12 protein-coding genes are annotated in these 14,762 nt (G+C 69.5%); all 12 read left to right on the forward strand.

Annotated elements, in window-relative coordinates:
* Positions 1-63 precede the first annotated feature (63 nt).
* Positions 64-666: a phage tail tube protein gene (locus ABD363_RS16125; RefSeq protein ID WP_344603961.1), complete on the forward strand. Its 603-nt coding sequence runs from the start codon at positions 64-66 to the stop codon at positions 664-666.
* A gap of 101 nt (positions 667-767) precedes the next feature.
* Positions 768-1,295, forward strand: a complete 528-nt coding sequence (locus tag ABD363_RS16130; protein ID WP_344603963.1) for a hypothetical protein — start codon at positions 768-770, stop codon at positions 1,293-1,295.
* A gap of 80 nt (positions 1,296-1,375) precedes the next feature.
* The gene (locus ABD363_RS16135) at positions 1,376-1,600 is read left to right on the forward strand and encodes a hypothetical protein (RefSeq protein WP_344603965.1); all 225 of its coding nucleotides are present in this window, start codon (positions 1,376-1,378) and stop codon (positions 1,598-1,600) included.
* A complete protein-coding gene (locus ABD363_RS16140; protein ID WP_344603967.1) occupies positions 1,593-5,633 on the forward strand; it encodes a hypothetical protein in 4,041 nt (1,346 codons plus the stop codon). Before ABD363_RS16135 ends, ABD363_RS16140 begins: the two co-directional genes overlap by 8 nt.
* The gene (locus ABD363_RS16145) at positions 5,620-6,564 is read left to right on the forward strand and encodes a hypothetical protein (RefSeq protein WP_344603969.1); all 945 of its coding nucleotides are present in this window, start codon (positions 5,620-5,622) and stop codon (positions 6,562-6,564) included. The genes ABD363_RS16140 and ABD363_RS16145 overlap by 14 nt, the downstream gene beginning before the upstream one ends.
* An 84-nt stretch (positions 6,565-6,648) precedes the next feature.
* Positions 6,649-7,641, forward strand: a complete 993-nt coding sequence (locus ABD363_RS16150) for a hypothetical protein (protein WP_344603971.1) — start codon at positions 6,649-6,651, stop codon at positions 7,639-7,641.
* Positions 7,641-8,843, forward strand: a complete 1,203-nt coding sequence (locus tag ABD363_RS16155; protein WP_344603973.1) for a hypothetical protein — start codon at positions 7,641-7,643, stop codon at positions 8,841-8,843. The genes ABD363_RS16150 and ABD363_RS16155 overlap by 1 nt, the downstream gene beginning before the upstream one ends.
* A 42-nt stretch (positions 8,844-8,885) precedes the next feature.
* Positions 8,886-11,915, forward strand: coding sequence for a hypothetical protein (locus ABD363_RS16160; RefSeq protein WP_344603975.1), 3,030 nt, complete (start codon positions 8,886-8,888; stop codon positions 11,913-11,915).
* Positions 11,916-11,927: 12 nt separating this feature from the next.
* A complete protein-coding gene (locus ABD363_RS16165; protein WP_344603977.1) occupies positions 11,928-12,311 on the forward strand; it encodes a hypothetical protein in 384 nt (127 codons plus the stop codon).
* A 101-nt stretch (positions 12,312-12,412) separates the two neighbouring features.
* Positions 12,413-12,823 carry a hypothetical protein gene (locus ABD363_RS16170; RefSeq protein WP_344603979.1) on the forward strand — a complete coding sequence of 137 codons (411 nt, stop codon included), beginning with the start codon at positions 12,413-12,415 and terminating at the stop codon, positions 12,821-12,823.
* A 75-nt stretch (positions 12,824-12,898) separates the two neighbouring features.
* Positions 12,899-13,222 carry a hypothetical protein gene (locus tag ABD363_RS16175; RefSeq protein WP_344603981.1) on the forward strand — a complete coding sequence of 108 codons (324 nt, stop codon included), beginning with the start codon at positions 12,899-12,901 and terminating at the stop codon, positions 13,220-13,222.
* A gap of 360 nt (positions 13,223-13,582) precedes the next feature.
* Positions 13,583-14,404, forward strand: a complete 822-nt coding sequence (locus ABD363_RS16180; protein ID WP_344603983.1) for a hypothetical protein — start codon at positions 13,583-13,585, stop codon at positions 14,402-14,404.
* Positions 14,405-14,762: the final 358 nt, after the last annotated feature.

Here is a 14,762-nt window from a genome sequence, read left to right on the forward strand (position 1 = left end):
GTTAACCCCCCTGCCTCTCCAAGGTGTCCGGGCCCTAGAACCGGACCCCTTGGAGACCCCGCCATGGCAGCCGAGACCAACAGCAACGAAATCGTCATCCCATCGCTCACCAGGATCTACCTGGCCCCCGTCGGGACGACGGCCCCCACCGACGCCACGTCGGCGATGCCCGCGGCCCTGCGCGACTGCGGACTGACCACCGAAGACAGCTTGAAGTTCAACAGCGAACCGAACTTCGAGCAGGTTCGATCCGCCCAGTCCTCCTACCCGACCCGCACCTTCCAGACCACCGACGCCGCGACCATCGAGGTCGACCTGCAGCAGTGGTCTGGCGAGAACTTCCGCGCCGTGTACGGCGGTGGCGAGATCACCGAAGTCACCGTCTCCGGCCAGACGGGCGTCAAGCACTACAAGTTCTCCCCGCCGAAGATCGGCGGCCGCACCGAGGTCATGGCCGTCATCGAGGTCGTTGACGGCGGCAAGCACTACCGGTACGTCTTCCCGCGCGCCATGCAGATGGAAGGCGTCTCCAAGGATCTCGCCAAAACCAAGGAGGCCGTGCTGCCTCTGCGGCTCGCAGTCCAGGGCGGCGACGACCTCGATGCCTGGTACCTCCTCACCGACGACCCGGCCTTCGCGCCCCCGGCGCCGCCGACTACGCCGTGACCCCTCGCGGCAGCGCGCGACACAAGCCCCGCCCGCTTGTCACTGTCCGCGCGCTGCCGCACTCCCGCGACCCAGCTACGCACACACGAGAGGTCACACCCATGTCGTTCGTCATCGACCTGGACGCCGAACGCCGCGAGGTTCAGTACCCCAACGGCATCCCCGTCCGCCTCGGCGGAGAGCAGTTCATCTTTCCCGCGGAGCTGCCGGCCGCAGCCCTCGACCCGATCCTGTCCGACGAGCTGGACCTGGTCGGGCTCCTCGCGGACGTCATCAACTCCGCCGACGGCGACACCGGCGTCTGGGACGTCGTCAACGCCCTGTTCCGGCGTCCGTCCCTGCCGCGGAAGTTCCTGGCCGCGGTCCGCGAGACGTACGCGATCCTCCTGGGGGACCAGCACGAGGAGTTCCTCCAGCAGAAGCCATCCGTGCCGGACTACGTCCGGCTGACGACCGGCCTGGCCAAGGTCTACGGGGTCGCGTTGGGAAAGCTCTTTCGGTCGGGCGACTCCTCCGCGAACGATTCGCAGACGTCGAGTCCGACCTCTCCCGGTACCACCACGGACTCGACGCCCGAGGCGTCTGGCTCCGCCCCGGGCAGCCCGGATTCCTCGGACTCCGCCGGCTGATCTCCTTCATCGACCGTCTGCCCAGCGACTCCAGCGTCCGTTCCGGCCCACTCAGCGGCTGGAGCAACGAACTGGAGCTGTTGGCGCTGATCGTCGAGGAGATCGGGCTCCTGGCCGCAGACAAGCGGCGCGATGAGCCCATCACCATCGTCCGCCCGTCGCGTTCCGGCACCGCACCGCGCAGTGACCCCGGCACCCCGCCCCAGCCGCCGCGCCCCGCCCCGGAACCGTCGGCACCCCGCATGACCGGCCACCGGCAGATGCTCATGGCGGCCATGCAGAGAGGAATGATCCGTAGTGGCTGAGGGCCTGCAGGCCGGCCGCCTCGAAGTGCCGGTCGTCGCCAACCTGGCCGGCTTCGCGGAGAAGCTCCGCACGGCAGTCGAGACGGCCGCCGAAGGCCTGGCCGCGAAGGTCAAGGTCGAGGTTGATGCCAAGGACCTCAAACGGCGACTCAAGGAAGTCGTCAAGGAGGCATCCCAGGGCGTCAGCGCCACCGTCCGCGTCAAGATCGACGAGGACCGTTTCCGCGCGGAACTCGACGGCCTCAGACGCCGACTGGACGACGCCGACCTGAACCTTCCCGTCCAGCCGGACGGCGACGGCGGGCAGCGCGGCGGGGGCTTCCTCAACCGTCTGCGGACCCTGATCTCCGGCGCGCAGGGCGAAGCCGACCGTAACCCGGTCAACGTGCCGGTGCAGATGAGTCTGCCAGGGCGCGGCCGCCGCAGTCTGCGGATGCTCGGTATCGGCGCGATCGTCTCCCTGCTGGAACCGGCGGTCACCCTCATCGGCCAGTACGGCGCCGGCCTCACCGCGCTCGTATCCGCGGCAGCTCCCGCTGTGGGTGTTCTGGGCGCGATACCGGGACTGATCACCGCGGCGGGCACTGCGGCGATCGGCACGAAAGTCGCGTTCAGCGGTTTCGGCGACGCCCTCAAGGAGTCGATCAAGGCGCAGCAGATGCTCGCCTCGGACGGCAAGGTCACCGAGGCGCAGCAGAAGAAGGTCACCGAGGCGCTGGACAAGCTCTCTCCGTCGGCCCGGGAAGCGGTCTCTGCGGTCTCCTCGCTGCAGGCGGCATGGGGCAAGGTCCGCATGTCCGTCAGCGAACGGTTCTTCGGCAAGGTCGCCGACGACATCAAGCCCCTGGCGAAGTCGGTGTTCCCGCTCCTCGAGGACGCACTCGGCGACTCGGCCGGGCAGATGGGGGCGCTCGCGGAACGCGGTGCCAAGGCGATGCAGACCGGCATCTTCCGCAAGGACTTCAGGACGATCGCGTCGTCCAACTCGAGAGTCGTCGGCCATCTGACGGACGGCCTTGCCAACATGGGCCACGCCACCATGGATTTCCTGGTGGCGTCCGGGCCGTTCGCCGAGCGGGTCGCGCGCGGCGGTGAACGGCTGACGCAGTGGGTGCGGGCCTCGGTGCAGGCCGGGCGGGAAACCGGCAGCCTCGCCAAGTTCCTCGACCACGCCGGCGACAAGGCCAACCAGCTGGGCCGCACCACCGGCAGCCTGATCCGGGGCCTGGGCGGGGTCGGCCGCGCCGCCATGGACACCGGCAACGCGCTGCTCAACGGCCTTGAAGGCGGCATGCAGCGTTTCGAACGCTGGGCCAACTCCGGTGCCGGGCAGAAGGCAATGGAGCAGTTCTTCAGTGACGCGGCGCCCGCCTTCCACGAGGTGAACCTGCTGTTCGGGGACCTCATGCGAGGGCTCGGCCGCAGCATGAGAGACGGCGGCGTCACCGACCTGGTCCGCCAGATACGCACCGAGCTGATGCCGGCCCTGGGCGCCTTCTTCAGCGCCCTTGGCGAGGACGTCGGGCCCGCAGTCATCTCCGTCATCTCCAACATCGCTACCGCGGTCGGGAACCTTTCCGCGGCCGGGAGTGGCCTTGGCGTACTGCTCATGGTGTTCAGTGGCCTGCTGAACGCGTTCAACGCGCTTACGTCTGCCTTCCCCCTGCTCAACACAGGTTTGGCGACGCTCTTGGGCGTGATGCTCGCACTCAAGGTGATCACCGGCGTCACCGGCGTGCTCCGCGGCTTCGGCGCCTCCGTCCGCGCTGCCGGCACCTCCGTCCTGAGTACGACCACGGTGCTACGCAACGGCACGACCGTCGCAGGACAGCAGGTGTCCGTACTGCGCCAGATGGGCACCGCTTACCAGGGCGCTGCCGCGCAGGGAAACCGCTTCACGGGCACACTGCGGGGGATCACCGCAGCCAACCGCACTGCCTCTCGCGCCCTGGGCGGCATCACTGCTGCCCTGGGAGGGCCGCTCGGTATCGCTCTCACCGGTATCACCATCGGGCTCGGCTTGTACGCCTCCAGCCAGGAGAAGGCCGCCCGCGCCACCCAGGCGCACCAGGAGCGTGTGCAGTCCCTGACGGACGCCCTGGTCGCGTCCGGCGGGGCGATCGACGCCAACGTCCGCGCACAGGCCGCGCAGCTTCTACAGGACACCGAACTCGCCAACGGCAAGGGCAAGTTGGTCGACGTTATGCGTGAGGCCGGTATCAGCCTGGGCACCCTGACGGACGCCTACCTCGGTCAAGGCACGACCCTGGGAGAGCTGCAGGGGCAGCTCCAGGCGACCGCGGACTATCACGAGAGGTGGATCCCGACGGCCCGGGGCGCCGCGCAGTCGTGGGACGAGGAAGGCATGGCCGCCGTCCGCGCGAGAGACGCCCTGGGCAGCGTGAAGGGGGAGCTGGAGGAGAGCCAGAAGAAGCACAGGGAACTCTCCGACGCGATCAACCAGTCGGGCACCGTCGGCACGGACTCCTACAGCCGTCTGCAGGCCGCGGTCCAGACGTTCAGCGACAAGACCAAAACGGCAGACGATCGGACCGGTGCCCTCAAGCGGGCGCTGGATGCGCTCAACGGCAACACCCAGTCCTTCCACGATGCGCAAGCCCAGCTCAATGCGGTGATGCTGCAGGTCGATGACACGATGAAGGGGAGCATCGAGCGGGCGGACGGCTGGGGGAAGGCTCTCGTCGGCGCGGACGGGCTGGTCAACACTGCCACGCGTAACGGGCAGACCCTGAACACTCAGCTCCAGGAACTGCGCGACAGCATGCTGGGCGTGGCGACCCGGGCGATGGAGGCCGGCGAGCAGGGGCTCATGCCGATGTCGCAGGCGATGGACCAGAGCAACGCGGCGATGGAGCGGTCACGCGCGAAGGCCATCGAACTCGCCACGAGCATGGGTATCCCCAAGGCCCAGGCCAAGGCACTCGCCGATCAGATGGGGTTCATCCCGAGCACCATCAACACCCTGATCACCGCCCAGGGCATCCCGGCGGCGACCACGGAGATTCTGGCTCTACGCGGCAAGCTGGAAGGGCTCCCGCCCGGTAAGGCCGTCCAGATCAAGGCGCCCACGGCCGAGGCCCGCGCCCAGCTCGAGGCACTGGGCTTCACTGTGCAACGCATTCCCGGCAAGAAAAACGTGTCGGTGACGGCCCCGACCGGCGGCGCCCGCGTGAACATCGCCGCCTTGGCGCAGGACATCGCCAACGCGCCGGACAAGAAGAAGGTCACGGTCCAGGCGATCATTCAGCAAGCCACCGGAGACCTCAAGAGCGTCCAGCAGAAGGTTGCCGGCCTGCCCAAGGGCAAAAGCATCGACGTCAAGGCGCCCACCGCGGTTGCGCAGAAAGCCCTCAAGGACCTCGGCTACAAGATCGAAAATGTAGACAAGGGCGGTAAGACGGTGCGTATCACCGCCCCGACCGAGACACCGCTGGCCAACGTGCAGCGCATCCAGAGCGCGATCAACAACCTCACCGGCCGGACGGTGCACGTCACCGTCCAGTACAGCGAGTCCGGCAAGCCGTCCGTGGTCCGCACGCACGCGGACGGCGGCATCGTGACCTACGCCAACGGCGGCATCCGCGCGGCCACCAACAGGATCAAGGCGTTCGCGGCTGGCGCCGAGCGGCACATCGCACAGATCGGAAAGCCGGGCGAAATACGCATATGGAATGAACCTGAAACAAAGGGCGAAGCGTATATACCACTCGCACCGGAAAAACGCAAGCGCTCTGAAGCGATCCTCAACCGTGTGGCCCAGATGTTCGGCGGCCAGGTCGTCTACTTCGCCCAGGGCGCGATGCGCCAGTACGCCTCGGGAGCCATCCGCAGCTCCAGCTCTGCGAGCCCAATCCACGCGCGTGCAGCCGCCGCTCCGGCCGCCACGGCGCTCGTCGGCGGCGACCTGAACCTGACCATGACCGGTGCGCCGATGACGCCGGGCGCCGCTCTGTCCGACGCCCTGTTCGAGCTGCGCCGCATCCGCCGAGGAGGCGCACATGCCACTGCGTGAGGGCGAATGGAACCTCTCCTACAGCGCCAACGGGGTGCACCCGGGCGCGAACTTCACCTTCGGCACGGTCGGTTCCGGCTACTACCTGCTGGAGCCGTACGAGATCACCTACGCCGACGTCGACGCGGGGGACACCCCCATGCCGCGCGAGGACGGCGCCCGGTTCGGGGAGGACTTCCGCGGCCAGGCCACGATCACCTTCGAGGTCGGCGTCGACACCGTGGACGACGCCACGACCCTGCTCGGCCGCCACGGCGCCAACCTCGACGCAGTCTCCGTGATGGGGCAGGCGTGGGACGGCAAAGCAGTCCGCAAGCGTATGGCGACCCCCGCGGTGCTGCGCACCACCCAGGGAGGCCGGCCGCGCCGCTTCTACGGCCGTCCCCGCAAGTTCGCGCCTGCCGCGTCCAAGCTGACGCGGCAGGGCTACACGCCCGTGGTGGCGACGTTCGTGTGCGTGGACTCCACGGCGTACGACGACACGGAGAAGACGCTCCGGGTCGATCTCAGTCCGCCGCCGCACCGCGGGCTCGTCGGCCCGCTCAAGGAGCCGTTGTCGATGACGGGCCAGGGCGCGACGAAGACGCCCGGGGAGGTCGTCATCGGCGGGCAGCGCCCCACCTGGCCGGTCATCCGGATCTACGGGCCGATCAGCAACCCGGCCTGTGAGGTCGTCGGGAGTTGGAAGGCGGAGTTCACGGGGCTGGCGCTCGCGGCGGGGCAGTACGTGACCATCGATCCCCGGCCGTGGGTGCGGACCGTGCTCCGTAACGGCGGCGCCTCCGTCGCGGGGGCCCTGACCCGCAAATCGCCGCGGCTCGCGGACATGCTGCTGCCCGTGGGCCGGCACGACTTCATCCTCCGCGGCAGTGACGCCACCGGACTGTCCTACATGACGATCTCCTGGCGGGACGCCTACCCGTACCTGTGACCCGGGCCCCGGCAGCACGCGACGTTAGACCCTGCCGGGGGCCAGCCTCCGCTGTCCAGCAACAGCAGCGGAGGGAAGACGATCATGGCGTGGGATTCAGTCCCCTGGTTCACCGAGGGCGGCGCCGAGCACAGCTCCGAGGTGGCACGGCTCTTGGCCTATGCCGCGTTCAGCGGCTCCGAGGGCATCATCGGTGCCTCGGACCTGCAGGTGAAGGCGCTCAGCACGCCAGGCTCCAAGGTGCAGGTCACCACCGGAGCCTGCGCCATCCTCAACCGGGCGACCGGCGCCAAGTACCAGGCGTACGCCGCGCGGCTGCCCAGCGCGGACACGGTGGACATCGCTGCCACCGGGGCCGCCGCCCGCAGCGACCTGATCATCGCGCGCATCGAGAACCCCTACAGCTACGGCGAGACCTGGAACCAGCCCGCCAACCCGGAAGTCGGCCCGTACGTCTTCACCCGGGTCATCTCCGGCGTCCCGAAGACCACCACCCGGGTCAAGCAGGTCCGTGCCGGGGACTCGGCGATCACCCTGGCCCGCATCGACATCCCCGCCAACACGTCCACGATCACCCAGAGCATGATCAAGGACCTGCGGGAGATGGCCAACCCTCGCCGGCGCCGCGTCGTGCGCGCACTGCGCGGCGTATGGGACACCCCGGACGAGGTGGGAAACGTCCGCTACCCCTCCAAGGAAGAATTCCCCAACGGGGCGCGCTGGGACATCGAGGTCCCCGAGTGGGCGACGTCCGCCACCATCATCGCCACCTGGGCCGGCCTGGATCAGCGCAACGCCAAAGACAGCTATGGGCACCTGTGGGCCCAGCTCGGCGATCTCGAGACGGGCCTCACGAACTACCACTGCGACTGGACGGGGAGCTACCAGCGGTACACGTTCGTCGGGGGCGGCACCATCTCCATCCCCTCCTCGATGCGCGGCAACGTCTACGACCTGGTCCTCGTCGGGGCCGGCGCCCGCGACACGGCATACACCGGGGTCCTGGAGGCGGACGGCGGGTCGACGGTTTTCGCCGACATCGAGTTCGTGGAAGACCCGACGGAGGACGCGATCTGATGCAGGGGTGGCGGTTCATCGCTCAGCGCGCCCTCGGCGAGGACATCCTCGACTGGGAAGTGCCGTTCGCCCTGACGTCCAATCCCAAACGGGATCTGTCCGGGCCCGGCGCGATGACGGGGACCATCACCCCCGAGTATGCGCGCATGATCGGCTCCGACGGGAAACCGATCCTGCAGGAGTGGGGCACCAAGCTCTACCTGGAGATCGACGGTCAGATCCGCTGGGGCGGCATCGTCACGAAGACCTCGTTCGACGGGCCCCAGTTCACCATCGCCTGCGAGGGGTTCTCCGCGTACCCGCACGGCATCCCGTACGAGGGCTACATCATCTCCGGGAAGAAGATCACCCCGGCGGACCCGTACGCGGGCAAGGACAAGAACCATGACGGCTACATCGACGGGAGCAGGCCGAAGAAGAAGGTTCCGCCCCCGCCGAAGTCGTACGGCGGACCGCGGATCGACGTGTTCGACGGCTTCCGGCACGTCTGGCACCACGTCCAGAGCAAGCCCGGCGGCAACATCGGCCTCGTCATCGACAGCCACGACCTGGGCGAGCTGCTCGGCACTGCTGACGGCGAGGACCCGTGGGAACTCGCGTGGTGGGACAACCCCGACTGCGGCCAGGTCCTCGACACCCTGACCACTCAGACCCCGTTCGACTGGATCGAGACCCACGCCTGGGCGAACTCGACGAGCAACACCATCACCCACCGGATCCGGCTCGGCCGGCCGCGCCTGGGCCGCAAGCGCACCGACCTGCGGTTCGTCGACGGCGAGAACATCGCCGCCATCGCCAAGCCGGAAGGCATGGGCGACGACTACGCCAACGAGGCCATCGTCCTGGGCAAGGGCGAGGGCAAGAAGATGAAGCGGGCTCAGCTCTACCGCGCGCGCGGCGGCCGGCTGCGTCGCGTCGTCACGGTCACCGACAAGACGCTGTCCTCCGACAAGGCGCTGCGCACCCGAGGGGAGAAGGAGCTTGCTGGTCGCACCGCGAATCTGCAGATCCCCGCCATCCAGATATGGGACCACCCGAACGCCCGCTTCGGCTCGTGGTCCCTGGGCGACGACATCCGCGTCCAGGTGCATGTTCCCTGGGTCGGCGACGTCGACGTCTGGCACCGCATCGTCGGCGACGAGATCAGCGCGGATGGCCGCTGCACCCTCACCTTGAAGCGGTCCGACTCCTTCCACTACTGAGCAGGCGACGTTAGCCGTGGCCGCCGTTCATCATCCGCGGCCATGGCGAACTTCCTCGACGATCAGACCGATGCGAAGCGCCTGGCGCAGCTGCTCGACGACTACGACCGGCGCTTGCAGGCGCTGGAACGCTCCACGCAGGCCAGCTACACCTCCATCGAGGGCGGCTCCCTCGACATCTACGACGACGAGGGGGTCCTCAAGGGCAGCGTCGGGGTGCAGCCCGACGGGGGCGTCGCCCTGGTCCCGGTCAACGCCGCCCCGCCGCCGACACCGACCGCGCCCACCGTCCAGCCGGTCCTCGCCGGTCTCCTGATCGGCTGGGACGGGCAGTGGGATGACGCGTACACCACCCCGTCCGACTTCTCCCTCGTGCAGGTCCACGTCGGTGCGGCCGCGGACTTCACCCCGGACGTGACCACCCAGGCAGCCACGATCACCGCGCCACTCGGCGGGACCGTCACCATCGCGGTCGAGGGCTACACCCCGGTGTTCGTGCGCCTGGTCGGGCAGAACACCGCGGCGGTCGCCGGCCCGCCGTCCACCGCGGTGGAGGGCGTCCCGCGGCAGGCCGTCCCCCAGGACCTGATCGACGGCATCGTCACCGAGACGAAGCTGGCCGATGAGGCGATCTCGGCCGCCAAGGTCAAGCTCGGGGCGATCGGCGCCGCCCAACTCGCCCTCGGGGTCGGCAACCTCGCCCCCGACCCCAGCTTCGAGGGTCCGCTGACCGCGCAGCTCATCACCGGCGCCCCGGACTGGACCCTGGTCGAGCCGGGCCGCGACTCCGCCCGCGCGCTGAGCGTGGACTGCACCAGCGCTACCAGGACGTGGAAGAACTTGGAGCTGGCCCGCCTGCCCGTGCTGCCCGGTGAGCGGCACTACCTCGCCGTGGATGCCAAGGTCTCCGCGGACTTCGACGGCGCCGGCGCGAAGGCGTTCCTGCGCTACGAGGACAGCGCGGGCGCCGTCGTCGGCTGGGGCGTCGCCGACATGCCGCTCGTCCCGGGCGGCGACTGGGTCCGGCCTGCCGTGCAGGGGCTGGCCCCGCCCGCGACCGCCACCGCGGTCCTGGTGGTCGAGGCGTCCGAGGTGATCGCCGGCCGGGCCTGGTTCGACAACATCGAGCTGCGCACGGTGGTCGCCGGCGGGATGGTCGTCGCGGGGTCCGTCACCGCGACCGAGCTGGCCGCCAACTCGGTCACGGCGGAGAAGATCGTCGCCTTGGGCGTCACGGCCGAGAAGATCGCGGCCTTGGCGGTCACTGCGGAGAAGATCGCGGCGATGTCGGTCACCGCCGACAAGCTGGCCGCCAACGCCGTCACCGCCTCGAAGATCCTGGCGGGCACGATCGACGCTACGCACATCAAGGCCGGCTCGCTCACCGCGGACCGGCTGGCGCTCGGCACGGACGGCAACGTGATCGCCGACCCCTCCTTCGAGGGAGCCGTCTCCGACCAGCGCGTCGCCGGCAGCACGTACTGGTCGATCGTCACGCCCGGCAACGGCACCCCGCGGGCCCTTCAGGTAAACGCTGCCAACACCGCGGCGATCACCCGGTCCATGACGCTGGCGACACTGCCCGCCGTGCCCGGCCAGAAGCTGTGGCTGAGCATGGACTACCTGGCCTCCGCCGACTGGGACGGCGTCCGCATCAGCCTGTACGGGCAGTGGCTCGACGCCGCCGGCACGATCCTCGGGTACAGCACCGTCACCACCGGGGACGGCCTGGCCGTCAAAGGCGCGTGGACCACCCTCAGCGGCGCTCCCACGGCCGCGGCCCCCACCGGCACCACGCAGCTCCGTGTGGCCTGCTCCAGCGTCGACGCCACCGCGGGCACCGTGCAGTACGACAACGCCGTATGCCGGATCGTCCTGGCCTCCGGGGTCTCCGGGGCCCGCGCGGAGATCAGTCCCCGCGGGCTCCAGCTGTTCGACGACGCCGGCGATGAGGCGGTCGCCTTGGTGACCGGCCGCCCCAACTACTTGACCCTCTCGACGGACGGGGTGCCGGTTGCCACCATCGACCAGGACGGAGGCGCCGGGTTCCAGCGCCTCACGGTCGCCGACAGCCTCACCGTCGGCGGCGCGGACTGGACGACCCACCTCGACCAGCTCGCCCGCGGCATCCAGGCGATCACCTTCCCCAACAGCACCCGCACCGCGTCCGGCACGGAGATGGGCTACGTCGAACTGGTCTGCGACATCGACGCGACTCGGATGTACCGGGTGGTGTTCGCGGCTCGAGCCAACCCATCGGTGTCCGGCGGCGAACTCCAGCTCCGGCTGCGCGACGGCGGTACCACGGCACCCAAGATCACCAGCACTCAGCGGTACATCGCCGTACACCCGATGCCCTCCGGTACCAGCTTCACCGCGCGGCTGGAGTACAACGTCGCCGGCCGAAGTCTTGGTGCCGGAACGCACCGCTTTTTGCTGACCTTCGCCAACGCGCTGGGCCCCTCCGGGCAGACCCTGGACCTGTACGCCGGGAGCGACAACCCCGGCTATCTCTACGTCGAGGACACCGGCCCCTACATCCCGACCACCGGCGGCTACAACGACGGCGGCGGCACAGTCACCCAGCCGCCCACGAAGTACACCAAGACGTACGCCTGCGCCTGGTCCGGGTCGTACTCCAACCGCAGCTCGTACAACAGCTACTTCGGGAACTCCTGCTACCAGGGCTATTACTCGTCGACGAACGGCGTGCAGGCCGCCTTGATCGGCTTCCCCTCATCGCTCGGCACCGACCTGTCCGGCGCGAAGATCGAGAAGGCGGAGGTCTACCTGTACTTCGATCACTGGTACGCCAACGCCGGCGGCCGGGCCGTCATCAAGGCCCACAAGCACACCTCCAGGCCGTCGACGTTCTCCTGCGACGCCGAGTCCCAGACGATTTCCTGGGCCCGCAACGAGGGCAAATGGGTTGATATCACCTCAGTCTTCGACAGCACGTCGTGGCGCGGCATCGCCCTGGATCCGAACTCGACGTCGTCGACGTACTACGGACGCGCCCGCGGCTACGGCCAGACAAACCCCCCGAAACTACGTGTCACCTATACCAAGTGAGGAAGTGCCGTTATGTCCGCTCTGCCACTGCCCTTGAAGACGATGTGTGACCTGGCCTGCGAGGCGTCTTTACTGCCGCGTGTGCGCATGGCCATCGCCGTGGTCGCACAGGAAGTGTTCCGCGAAACGGCGGACACTCCGGGCTACCCACTGCGCTGGAACCTGGCAAAGACGGTCCTGAGCCCCACCCAAGAACAGGCCGCGTCGATGATGGTCGGCCTGATCGTCTCGCCTGCCCTGCTCGCTGTGGCCGCGGCCGCCGACACGACCGATCCGGCGGCGATGGCGGCCGCGATCAGCGATGAGCAACTCCTCGACGCGATACGCGCCGGATGGAACGCGGTCTCCGGCGTCGCACCCGCCCCGGCCGTCGAGGCACAGCAGGGCACGACATAAGACGTCGGGGTGGTACAGCGTGCCGGCTGCGGGGAGCCGTGGGCCATCCGGCCCCGGCTCCCGCGCACCCGACCTGATGACCGTTGGCCGAGGAGGCGCCCGTGGAGTGGCTTACCTCTCTGGCGCCTGTCCTCAGCTCCGTCTTCGGCATGACTGGTGTGCTGGGCGGGGCGTGGCTGGTGTACCGAGGGAACAAGAAGAAGACCGAAGCCGACGCCCAAACAGCGGATGCGAACACGTTCGTGGCGTCCGTGCAGACCGTGACGCAAGGCTTTACCCAGCTCCTGGAGCAGCAGCGCGCGACGAACGCGCAGACCCTCGAGCGGGTCGCCACCCTGGAGAGCCGGGTCGAGCGCCTGGAGGAGGAACAGCGGCAATGGCGTCGCTGGAAGGCCGCGGCGGTGGAGTACATCCACCAGCTCCGGGCCCTGGTCGCCAAGCTGTACGAGCGCCCCGCGCCGCCGCCTCCGCTGGAGATCGCCGAGGACCTGGCCGACGACTCCGAGCGCTGAGCCCAGCGGGCGACGCAAGACGCCGGCAGCCGTCACAGTCCGCCCGATACGCACCCCCAGCGAAGGGCAGGACCCATGTCTGCAACGCTCACTTCCCTCACGACCGGCGCCCAGGTCGGCGCCGTGCTGCCGCTGCTCACCGCGGTGGTGCAGCGGCCCGCCTGGTCGGCGCGGAACAAGAAGATCGTCGCGGTCGCCGCCGCACTCGTCGCCGGCGTCGCTACCGTGGCCGCGGAGGGCGGGCTGGCCCAGTTCCAGCACGGCCAGCTCACGGCCGCGACCATCCTCGGTGTCCTGGCGGCCTCCCAGACGAGCTACGACCTGCTTTGGAAGCCGGCCAAGCTCGCCCCGTGGCTCGAGGCCGTGACGACCAGGAAGACGCCTCAGCGGGCCGAATAGCACCCGCGGCACCCGGCCGGCCCCTGACCGGCGGGTACCATCTGCTGCAGAGGTGGCCGTACAGCTACCGCGACAAGTGCGTTTGAGGTTCCGGTCAGGGTCTAGTGGCGTCAAGACACACTCTCGCTCCGCGTCTTTAAGAGAGTGGGGGTGTTCCTCCGCCCCGTGGTGGCCCTGACCACATGGAATCGAGTAACCGGGTGCGTGTAGAGCACGCGGGGCCGGGGAGCGGATGCTCCTGCGATGATCCGGCACACGCCGTTCGCGCCTGTACGGTCACCTCGCCCTGTTTCACCAGGTGCATCACGACACAGTGGCCCGAGAGCACGGGGCACACCGGAGACGGAGGTCCACCCCCCTATGGCCGATGCGCAGCAGGTTGCCGCCGCGATCAAGCGACTGTCCCAGATGGACCCGGACGCCTTCATGGACGCGGTCGTCAGGCACGTCACAGGCGGCACCGACGGGCGGACCCCGCGGGACGTGCAAGGTGCCGCACTCGCGGATCGCCGGCTCGCCCCGCGCACGCTGGTCGCGTTGGAGACGGCCATGCGGCGGGCGAAGTGGTACAACCCCCTCCGGGAGGGGGAGAGCAAGCGGGAGCAGCAGGCCCGCATCGCGCCGTGGCGGGCGAAGCTCAAGGACGCCATGGGACCGATCCAGGACATCGTCGACGACCTGGCCCACGAGCATGCGAAGGAACTGGCGGCCCTCGACGACGAGGCGTTCACCGACCGGTGGACGGCGTTCGTCCTCGATGAGCCGGTCCCCCCGCCGACGTCCCCGCGGGTTGAGGCCCTCGCATTTCGCTCACCGAGAGTAGCCAAGAGGGCGGCGGACATCTGCCGCCTCATGTTCAAGGAGCCGGCCCGCTTCATGCCCGAGCCTGCGCCCGGCGAGAGCCGCAAGGCCCGGGAGGAGCACGTCGAGCGCTTCCGTCAGCGCGTGGCGTCCGAGGCCGCGTTCCTGCGCTACGCCATCCAGTACGCGGAGGCGCGCCACGGCCGGATGCCCAGCGAGCCGAACCACCGGCTGCAGGCGCTCAAGCTCCTGGGCAAGGCCCACCCCCAGGAACTGCTGCAGCTTCTGCGCCAGGTCCGCGGCGAGGGACGTGCGGCCGCTCAGGAGGCGCGCCGGGAGCGCCGGGACCTTCGCCGCGCCGCGCGGCCGCGCGCGCGGTAGAGCGCGCGGCCACTGGATCGCCGACCACTTGAGGGCGCGCCTGATGGCGCGCCCTTCGCCGTGTCCGGGCGCCTGGGCGCGCGCCGCGCGCACGGGAACGGCGTAGCTGGCGGCACGCCACAAGATCAACGGCGCGCGCTTGAGGACCTTCCCCGCGCCGTGGAGCGCGCGCCCTCGAGCGGCTGATGGCGCGCGGCCGCACCGCGCCGATCGGAGTTCCCGCGCCGCGCCTGGGCGCGCGCCGACCCTGGGCGCGCGGCGCGCGACATAGGAAATCGCAGGTCAACGAGCGCGCGCCCGGTCTGTGAGCGCGCGCCTGCCGCGGGCGCGCCTGGGCGCGGCGCGCCCGCGGCAGGCG

The sequence above is a fragment of the Streptomyces glaucus genome (genome assembly GCF_039533365.1).
In the GTDB taxonomy this organism is placed as follows: Bacteria; Actinomycetota; Actinomycetes; order Streptomycetales; family Streptomycetaceae; genus Streptomyces; species Streptomyces glaucus.